This window comes from Corallococcus sp. CA041A, assembly GCF_003612075.1.
GTDB classification, from domain to species: domain Bacteria; phylum Myxococcota; class Myxococcia; order Myxococcales; family Myxococcaceae; genus Corallococcus; species Corallococcus exiguus.
On sequence record NZ_RAWF01000710.1, the window covers coordinates 1 to 417 of the forward strand.

Sequence of the window (417 nt, forward strand, 5' to 3'; positions counted from 1 at the left end):
TGTTAAGACTTCTAAAGCTGAGCCATATTTCTACATACCCCATAAAACGCCGTCTAATATGCAAGCTATGACATACATTGCGCTCTGGGAAATACACGTGCTGTTCTGATATATCTCCTTCCTCATCTTTCTCCTTCCGTACTGCGTTGCGTGGCATTGCGTTACGTTGTGTCGTATCGTATAGTATTGTGTGGTTTGTCATGGTAAAATAGGCAAACCTTTCATCCCCTGCTCTTGGTGTTGAGGATAAGCGCAACGATGAGGCTGGCAAGTGTTATGTTAGTAAACAGATTTCCGAATGTATGGCTGCTCTTCCAGTCTTTGGTCTGAAAAACGTACCCGTAGAGACCCAGGACCTCGCCGAAAATAAGAATCAGCACCATGCCGACGAAGACCCTCGACTGCTCCATATAAGCC

General features: G+C 45.6%; 1 protein-coding gene. It reads right to left on the reverse strand.

Annotated elements, in window-relative coordinates:
• Positions 1-221 precede the first annotated feature (221 nt).
• Positions 222-417 (reverse strand): hypothetical protein (locus tag D7V77_RS45455; protein ID WP_147452396.1); only part of this gene is annotated, 196 nt, incomplete at its 5' end.